Annotated in this window: 6 protein-coding genes, 1 tRNA gene, 1 other RNA gene and 1 pseudogene; 4 read left to right on the top strand and 5 right to left on the bottom strand. The window is 56.0% G+C overall.

The features are described from left to right. Window positions 1-82: 82 nt before the first annotated feature. Window positions 83-739 (top strand): annotated as a pseudogene (locus tag ACYVG7_RS11795) (EAL domain-containing protein); the annotation flags it as partial. Window positions 740-972: 233 nt separating this feature from the next. On the opposite strand, the gene ACYVG7_RS11790 reads toward ACYVG7_RS11795, so the two are convergent. From ACYVG7_RS11790 to ACYVG7_RS11775, 4 genes are all read right to left on the bottom strand, one after another. Next, on the bottom strand, window positions 973-1323 hold the full coding sequence (locus tag ACYVG7_RS11790) for a RidA family protein (RefSeq protein WP_460883301.1): 351 nt from the start codon (window positions 1321-1323) through the stop codon (window positions 973-975). 858 nt (window positions 1324-2181) lie between these two features. Then, window positions 2182-2301, bottom strand: a non-coding RNA gene (locus ACYVG7_RS11785) — RtT sRNA. 42 nt (window positions 2302-2343) lie between these two features. Beyond that, window positions 2344-2431 (bottom strand) — tRNA-Ser (locus ACYVG7_RS11780). A gap of 301 nt (window positions 2432-2732) precedes the next feature. Continuing rightward, entirely contained in the window at window positions 2733-4259 is a 1527-nt protein-coding gene (locus ACYVG7_RS11775; RefSeq protein ID WP_460883300.1) for a fumarate hydratase, read from the bottom strand. A gap of 162 nt (window positions 4260-4421) precedes the next feature. On the opposite strand from ACYVG7_RS11775, the gene pabB reads away from it, so the two are divergent. From pabB to ACYVG7_RS11760, 3 genes are all read left to right on the top strand, one after another. After that, a complete protein-coding gene (gene pabB, locus ACYVG7_RS11770) occupies window positions 4422-5828 on the top strand; it encodes an aminodeoxychorismate synthase component I (protein ID WP_460883299.1) in 1407 nt (468 codons plus the stop codon). Continuing rightward, a complete protein-coding gene (locus tag ACYVG7_RS11765; protein ID WP_460883298.1) occupies window positions 5822-6499 on the top strand; it encodes a CoA pyrophosphatase in 678 nt (225 codons plus the stop codon). The genes pabB and ACYVG7_RS11765 overlap by 7 nt, the downstream gene beginning before the upstream one ends. A 148-nt stretch (window positions 6500-6647) precedes the next feature. Further along, on the top strand, window positions 6648-8012 hold the full coding sequence (locus ACYVG7_RS11760) for an L-serine ammonia-lyase (protein ID WP_460883297.1): 1365 nt from the start codon (window positions 6648-6650) through the stop codon (window positions 8010-8012). Window positions 8013-8082: 70 nt separating this feature from the next. On the opposite strand, the gene cysB is transcribed toward ACYVG7_RS11760, so the two are convergent. After that, window positions 8083-9057, bottom strand: coding sequence for an HTH-type transcriptional regulator CysB (gene cysB, locus ACYVG7_RS11755; protein WP_460883296.1), 975 nt, complete (start codon window positions 9055-9057; stop codon window positions 8083-8085). Window positions 9058-9179: the final 122 nt, after the last annotated feature.

Genomic DNA, 9179 nt, shown 5'->3' with positions numbered 1-9179 from the left:
GCGCCTCCTGCATGGAGGCGTGATTAGATCACAGACGATCAGCCTGTTCAAATTTCATTAACAAAGTGCGATCCCGCCCTGTCCATCGGTCGGTATCATCAATCCGGATCTGTTTATTCCCCAAGCCGAAGCCAGTGGACTTATTGCGCCCATGACCTGGCAATTGATGCGTAGCGTAGCCGAGCAACTCGAAGAGTATTGTGGTCAGTTTCCCAAGCACTTTCATTTAAGCTTTAACATCAGTGGTGCCTGCTGCAAAAACAATCGGTTACTTGGTGAGTGTCGAAAATTTTTGGCGCACACCCGAGACAAGAATATTCAACTGGTATTGGAAATTACCGAGCGGGAAACCCTGATCACCGATGGCAGTAACATACAGCTGATCGAAGATATTAGTAATATGGGTGTCCGTCTGGCCATTGATGATTTCGGTACCGGCCACTCCAGTCTGGCTTATTTACAGAATTTCAAAGTCGATACTCTGAAGATCGATCAATCCTTTGTCCGACGCATTGGCACCGAACCGCTCTCCCAGCATATTGTCGATAATGTGATTGACCTGGGGCTTCGTCTCGGCATTTCATTAGTCGCAGAAGGCGTCGAAACCCTACAACAAGCCGATTATCTACGGGATAAAGGCGTGGGATCCTTGCAGGGCTATCTATTTGGCCGACCAGTACCCATGCAAGATTTTCTAAAAGCCATTACGAAACAAATGGGCCTAGCTACTGGGAAATAAACGCTCGTGAATATATCACCACGGCTTCGAATGTATTGCCTTCATGCGACAGCATTGATAATGGACTACTGATCGGTGCAATAGCTGATGGCGTCACAAGCTGTATTAATCCATTCGCAGGGCTCTCTATTCCGCCATATAGAGCCCTGCAAAAACCTCCTCGTCCATATCGGTTATTACCGCGACTGACTGATGTGTCAAACAAACATTTATGTTCTGTCTGCCGGTCACTCTTATGAGCGACAAAATGCAATTCCCTCGACCATCACCAGACAATCCGGGTCATAAAATTCCGTCGTCGCCGTCATACGCGCCGGATATTGACCGAGCTCGAAATATTCGGTGAATAATTTTTCCATCGCCGGTAAATCTTGAATATGTTTAATCCATACCGTCACCTTGACCAAGGAGGATAAGGGTACCTCGATCCGCTCCAGGGTCTGTCTTATTCCGTCCAGGGCGCCTTTGCACTGAGTTTCAAAATCATCCCCGAAGCCTCGATGTAGCGCAATAAACGCATAATCGCCGGCGACTACCGCCGAGGAATAACTAAATGGCGTAGCCAAGTGTTGGATCTCAGACATAAATCCCCCTTATAGCTTGGATATTTAGGATAGGGTGACCCGCAATAGAATGGACCACCCTGATGAGCCGACCCGATATGACACAGCCAGCCGCTGTTCTTATAATGAACACCCTAGCGTACGTCCATTGATCCGGTTTATATGTGCGATGCATCAAATAATCATGGCACCGGGCTTCATAGATGCCGAATTAATAAAAATGGTCTCTCTATTCCTTTTTGTGCATACGATTACACAGCATGCCACTATGCCTGGAAATATCAGTGTGGAGTCAACTTGCGACCTTTTGCAGATTAGATGGCTGATTACCCAATACCATCCATAACAGGCGCTTGTTCTTATACACCAAATCCAGAAGCCGTCTGCCGGGCCGAGTGAAGGGTTGATTGGAATCGGTGCGCGGTCAGGATGACCGAAAAAGGGAGCGTCACGCCATGGATGGCGTGTGGCTCCCGGCCGATGGAGAGCAGCCCGGAGCTCGGAGTTTTCCCGGCAGTCGGCATACGCTCAAGGCCAAGGGTCAAGGGGGCAGGCCTTTTGCCCCCTTGCCGCCCCGCCAACGGCCGGTTGGCAAATCGACCAAGCTGACCAGGGCGGAAACGAACCAGTCCGAGTCGGGATTTGAGATAAGAGAGCGAGAGTGGAACATTATTTCAAGATGGTGACTGTTATAGGCATTATCTGCTGCCCCCGGTCGGGATTGACTCGCGCCATCCCTGGCGCTCGCCCTGCGGGCTGCCGTTGGCAGTCCAAAATGGCTATCCTGTCATTTTGTCGAACAAGGGTTCGAACCAAATCCTCCCATCACCGGATAAATGAAAAGAGCCCTATCTTTCGATAGGGCTCTTTTCATTTATATGGCGGTGAGGGAGGGATGATGCGCTGTCGCGCCCCCTGCGGGCCATCGCTACGCGATGTTGTCTCGCTGCGCTCGGCTCGAACCCACGAGGGCTCTCACCCTCCCTCCGCGGGAATCGCAGATACAAAAAGAGCCGCATTGCTGCAGCTCTTCTTTCAAGATGGCGGTGAGGGAGGGATTCGAACCCTCGATACGTTGCCGTATACACACTTTCCAGGCGTGCTCCTTCAGCCACTCGGACACCTCACCGTTGTTGAACTCTTATTTAGGCGTGAGTTCATCACCTTTTAACCGTGCTGTGAGGTGGCTGCGTCGCACGCCATGCGTGCTCTTTTTATCGTCTGCTTCGCAGACTGGGCAGCCACTCGGACACCTCACCGTTTTCGAACTCTTGTTTAGGCGTGAGTTCATCACCTTGTCCATCAGCGTTGACTGACGACGGGCGGCATAATAGGGAAACCAAGCGACGATTACAATATAAATTTCTGATAAAACAATGCGTTTGGCTATTAATGCGACAAGGGAGGCCTGTCGCCTCCCTCCTCGGTGCCTAATCGACGGTTTTTACATCGACCGGTTGCAGAATTGCTTTCCAGTGGGCCGGGCCTATCTCGTGAATATTATTGCCCTGGCTGTCAACCGCGACCGTCACCGGCATATCCACCACCTCGAATTCGTAGATGGCTTCCATCCCCAAGTCTTCAAATGCAACCTTGCGCGCCTTTTTGATCGCCTTGGACACCAGGTAGGCAGCGCCGCCAACGGCCATCAGATAGGCCGCCTGATGCTGTTTGATTGCCTCGATGGCCACCGGGCCACGCTCGGACTTACCAATCATGCCGAACAGACCCGCCTCACCCAACATGGTCTCGCTGAATTTATCCATGCGGGTCGAGGTGGTGGGACCAGCGGGGCCGACCACCTCGTCACGCACCGGATCCACGGGGCCGACGTAATAGATAAAGCGCCCTTCGAAATTGACCCCGTCCGGCAGCGGTTCACCGGCCTTGAGCAGATCCTGGATGCGCTTATGGGCGGCATCACGGCCGGTCAGTATGGTGCCATTGAGCAGTAGAGTCTCGCCTACTTTCCAGCTGGCGATCTCGGCCTTGGTGATGCCATCGAGTTGTACGCGACGGGCGCTCTTGGCGCCTTCCCACTGGATTTCAGGCCAGGCAGAGATTGGGGGCGGAATCAACTCGGCAGGCCCCGAGCCATCCAATGTGAAGTGGATATGCCGGGTCGCGGCACAGTTGGGGATCAGCGCGACCGGCAGCGACACGGCATGGGTCGGGCAGGATTTGATTTTGACATCCAGCACTGTGGTCAAGCCACCGAGGCCCTGGGCGCCTATCCCGAGCTGGTTGATCTTCTGATACAGCTCCAGCCGCAGCTCTTCTTCCCGACTCTGGGCTCCCCGCGCCTGCAACTCGCTCATATCGATGGCATCCATCAAGGACTCTTTGGCCATCAGGGCCGCCTTTTCTACCGTGCCGCCGATGCCAATACCGAGCATGCCCGGTGGACACCAACCAGCGCCCAGGGTTGGAATGGTCTTGAGCACCCAATCCACCACCGAATCTGACGGGTTGAGCATCACCACTTTGGATTTGTTCTCGGAGCCGCCGCCCTTGGCCGCGATCATCACCTCGACCTGGTTGCCGCGGACCAGCTCGATATGCACCACCGCCGGAGTATTATCCTTGGTATTCAGACGCTTACCGGCAGGGTCGGCCAAAACGGACAGCCGCAGCGGATTATCCGGATGGGTATAGGCGCGACGGGTGCCGATATCCACCATCTCCTGCACCGTCAGCTCACCATCCCATTGGGTCTGCATCCCGACTTTGACAAAGCAGGTGACGATACCGGTGTCCTGGCACAAAGGCCGATGCCCTTCGGCGGACATGCGGGAATTGATCAGGATCTGGGCAATGGCATCTTTGGCCGCCGGGCTCTGCTCCCGATCGTAGGCCTGCTTCATCGCCTCGACAAAATCCAGGGGGTGGTAATAGGAGATGAATTGCAGAGCATCGAAAATGGAGTCAATAAAATCCTGTTGTTTGATCACAGCCATGTGGGTCTCCGAATGCGGGGCGAAATGGACAGCAAGCAGCGCGGTGGCCGTGCCATTCCTCAGGTCGAGAGGCAGGTTTTTGCCCCATCACCGGCTTATGATACGCTGCAGCTCGATCCGGCGCCATTTATGCGCCGCTAATCCCGCGCGTCAGGTTAAAAAATGTTGAATGTGCTCACCATCAAGCAGTTTTCTTTCAATGAGTTATCACTGAGTAACCCGGGCGGTGGCCGCCAACTGTTCGCTCTCCTCGCCCATCAGCCATGGGCCATGCTGCTCGAATCCGCCAGCCCGGAGCATCCCGACAGTCGTTACCATATTCTGTGCGCCGAGCCGCTGGCCACCCTGCAAACCCGTGGCACCGAGACTCACATCATCCATGGCGAACAGCGCACTATCAGTCGTGATGATCCGCTGAGCCTGCTGGCACAGTGGCAGCACCAATTGCTGGGTGAGCTTTCAGACTACACCGGCGAGTTACCATTTATCGGAGGTGCACTGGGGCTCTGGGGTTATGATCTGGGCCGTCGCTTCGAGCGCCTGCCCAGCCAGTGCCTGGCGGATATCCAGCTGGCGGATATGGCCATCGGCATCTACGACTGGGCCTGGGTACTGGATAACCAACTGCAAATCGCCTCCTTGGTGGTGCTCGGTGATGAGACGGCTTGGCAGCGTCGCTATGACTGGTTTATGCAACAACAAGCACAGCCACTATCGACTACGCCACTCAGGCTGACGGCCCCCTGGTTGAGCAATATGGATGAGGCCGGTTACCGCCAGCGTTTCGAGCAGGTTCAGGCCTATCTGGCCGCCGGGGATTGCTACCAGATCAATCTGACCCAGCGCTTTAGCGCTCCCTATCAAGGCGATGAGTGGTCAGCCTACTGTCAGCTCAGTGCGCACAATCAGGCGCCTTTTTCGGCGTTTATTCGCCTGCCGGATGCCTGCGTGCTCAGCCTGTCGCCGGAGCGCTTCCTTGCATTGGCCGGTCGCGCCGTCAGCACCAAGCCCATCAAGGGCACTCGCCCCCGCAGTCACAACCAGCTTGACGATGCCGCTGCCGCCGATGAACTGCGGCAAGCTCCCAAGGATAGAGCCGAGAATCTGATGATTGTCGATCTGCTGCGCAACGACATCGGCCGGGTCTGCCAGCCCGGCTCGGTGCGTGTGCCCAGTCTCTTTGCCATCGATTCCTTTCCCGCGGTACATCACCTGGTCTCGACCATCGAGGGCGATCTGTTGCCCGAACTCAGTGCCACGGATCTGCTACGCGCCTGCTTTCCCGGCGGCTCCATCACGGGGGCGCCGAAGATCCGCGCCATGGAAATTATTGAAGAGCTGGAGCCCCATCGGCGTAACGCCTATTGCGGCAGTATTGGCTATATCAGCCAGCACGGACAGATGGATACCAACATCACCATCCGCACCCTGATCGCCGAAGACGGCCAGCTGTATGTCTGGGCCGGTGGCGGCTTGGTCGCGGACTCTAATGTGGTCGATGAATATGCAGAAACCTTCCACAAGCTGGCGAAGATCCTGCCGATCCTGACGGCGGAGGCACCATGCTAGGCCACTTGCCAGGTGAGTTGAGCGCGGGTGGAACCTGGCCCACAGGCTCATCCACGGAATTGACGGCCTCGAGCCCAACTGCGGCCTGGACCCTGCCTCGACTGCTGAGCGCCTTTAATCTGCTAACCCCCACTGCGGGCGAACCGGCCTGGCGCGAGACTGCCACTGCATCCCTTAAACCAGCGGCGGTACTGATCCCGATCATTGCGCGAGGGGATCAATTGTCGGTGCTGTTAACCCGCCGCAGTGCACAGCTGCGTCACCACCCGGGCCAGATCAGCTTTCCCGGTGGGCGGCAAGATCCGGATGATGGAGATCTGGCGACCACAGCCCTGCGCGAAACCCATGAAGAGCTCGGTATTCCAGCTCGTTATATTCAGTTGCTGGGAGAATTACCGGCCCATATCACCGTCAGCCACTACCGTATGGTGCCGTTTATCGGATTGCTCGCACCCGACTATCCGCTAACCCCCGCAGCCGATGAAGTGGCCGAAGCGTTCGAGCTACCGCTGGCACCGTTACTGCATCCGGCCAACTATGGCCGCTGGCAGGTGCAGCGAGGGTCACAGTTGCACACTGTGTTCGGTATCACGCAGCAGCAACGTCTGGTATGGGGAGCCACGGCGCGGATCTTATGGCAACTGGCTTGCCAGCTTAATACCGCTGAATAGAAAAACGATTGCCGAACCCTGAGTCTTCAAAAGATATCGCTGAAGAGATACGAATATCACAGGATCATATTTTATAATTAGCGACTCCTGTAGCATTCAACCCATAGCGCTTCATCTAGATATATCTAATCGAACCGGTAACGTATTTATGATCTCTATTTTCGATCTGTTCAAGATCGGCATTGGCCCCTCCTCGTCCCATACCGTAGGGCCCATGAAGGCTGCCTATGCCTTTGTGCAGTCTCTTCAGCAGCAACAACTGTTGCCACGTGTGACCCGGTTGCAGATCGACGTCTATGGATCCTTGGCACTGACCGGACGCGGCCACAACACCGATATGGCGCTCATCCTGGGCCTCGCCGGGTATCTGCCCGAAACTGTGGTCATCGAGCAGATCCAGAGCCTGCTCCAGACAATCCGCAATTCGGGCAACTTGCCGCTGGCTGGCGGCCAGCACAGTGTCGCCTTTAGCGAGCAGGACCTGGAATTTCACGGTACCGCGTTGCCGGAGCATGAAAACGGCATGCACTTTGAAGCCTTCAACGATGAGCAATTGCTGCTCCAGCAAACCTGGTTTTCACCGGGCGGTGGCTTTATTATCGCCGCCGATCAACTGCAAAACCCCGATGCCCCCCAGACCACTGTGGCCTGGCCCTTTGACAGCGCGGAACAACTGCTCAGCCATTGTCATCGCCAGGGCTTTTCCATCTCCTATCTGATGCAGCAGAACGAGCTGAGTTTCCAGTCGGAGGCTGATACCCAGCAGCGCTGCCAGCAACTGTGGCAGATCATGCAGCACTCCATCACTCAAGGCTGCCAGACCGAAGGGGTATTGGCCGGTCCATTGCGAGTACCACGCCGAGCGGCGGCGCTCAGGCGGCAACTGGTCACCAATACCCACTTAGCGACCGATCCGATGGCAGTGATCGATTGGGTCAACATGTTTGCCATGGCGGTCAGTGAAGAAAATGCCGCCGGCGGGCGCATGGTCACGGCCCCAACCAATGGCGCCGCTGGTATCATCCCGGCCGTCATGGCCTATTACGATAAATTCATCCAGCCACTGGCCGCCGATGATGCGCGCAAGTTCCTGCTGGCCGCTGGCGGCATCGGCTTGTTGTATAAGATGAACGCCTCACTCTCCGGTGCCGAAGTGGGCTGCCAGGGTGAAGTGGGCGTTGCATGCTCGATGGCGGCGGCCGGGCTGACCGAACTGATGGGCGGCAGCCCCGAGCAGGTATGCCAGGCGGCGGAGATTGCCATGGAGCACAATCTGGGACTGACCTGTGATCCGGTCGCCGGTCAAGTGCAGGTGCCCTGCATCGAGCGCAACGCGATTGCCGCGGTCAAGGCGATCAACGCTTCGCGCATGGCGCTACGTCGCACCAGTAAGGCCTGTGTATCCTTGGATAAAGTCATTGCCACCATGTACGCCACCGGCAAGGATATGAACGCCAAGTACCGTGAAACTTCCCAAGGAGGCTTGGCTATCAAGGTTTCGTTTTGCGACTGATAGCCTGGTTGCAGAATGAAGAAGGCTACCTTGCGGTAGCCTTCGTTTGTGTCCAGCATCCTGCCCTGGGTTACCGTACCGGCAGCTCGACATTCTCGAATAGCTGCTCGACCTCGTAGGGCGTCTTGAGAGCCAGGGCCTTGTCGACCAGATCCCGCGTCAAATGGGGCGCAAAACGCTCCATGAAGTCATACATATAGCTGCGTAGGAAGATGCCGCGGCGGAAACAGATCTTGGTGGTGCTGGACTGGAACAGATGGGTCGCGTCGAGTTTGACCAGATCGGTGTCCACCGCCGGATCGATAGCCATGCTGGCAATCACACCAACGCCCAACCCCATCTTGACGTAGGTCTTGATCACATCGGCATCGGTGGCGGTGAAAACAATCCGTGGCTCAAGCCCGGCACGACCAAACGCCGAATCCAGCTCCGAGCGACCGGTAAAGCCGAAGGTGTAGGTCACCAGCGGAAAACGCGCCAGATCTTCAATTTCTACCCGCGAGAGCTCGGCCAGGGGGTGCCCCTTGGGCACCAGCAGACAGCGAGTCCAGTGATAGCAGGGCAGCATCACCAGATCCTGATACAGGTGTAAGGCTTCGGTGGCAATGGCAAAGTCGGTCGTACCCTTGGCCACCGATTCGCTCAACTGGGCTGGCGAACCTTGGTGCATATGCAAGGAGACCTTGGGATAGCGCTTGATAAAGGCCCGGATCACCTCGGGCAGCGCATAGCGTGCCTGGGTATGGGTGGTTGAAATATTCAGCGTCCCTTGATCTGGATTAGTAAACTGACCCGCTACCGACTTGATGCTCTCAACCTTGGCCAGGATCTCTTGGGAAATCCGCAATATATCCCGCCCCGCCGGGGTAACCTGGGTCAAGTGCTTACCGCTGCGTTCGAAGATTTGCACCCCCAGTTCGTCTTCCAGCATCCGGACTTGCTTGCTGATACCCGGCTGTGAGGTATAGAGGCTTTCGGCGGTAGCGGAGACATTCAGACTGTGGTTCGCCACCTCGACGATATAGCGCAATTGCTGAAGTTTCATAGCGTTCCAGAATAAGAGACTGTTTATTCATACTAACAAATACCTGATTACCATCGAGACTCAGCCAGCTTCAACAGGCGTTGTGGCATTGGAGCCGTACGACAGCCGATCCTGACCAGTTC

This window comes from Pseudaeromonas pectinilytica, assembly GCF_054780855.1.
The sequence above is the reverse complement of the archived record's forward strand: the minus strand, read 5'-3'. Positions and strand labels throughout refer to the sequence as shown.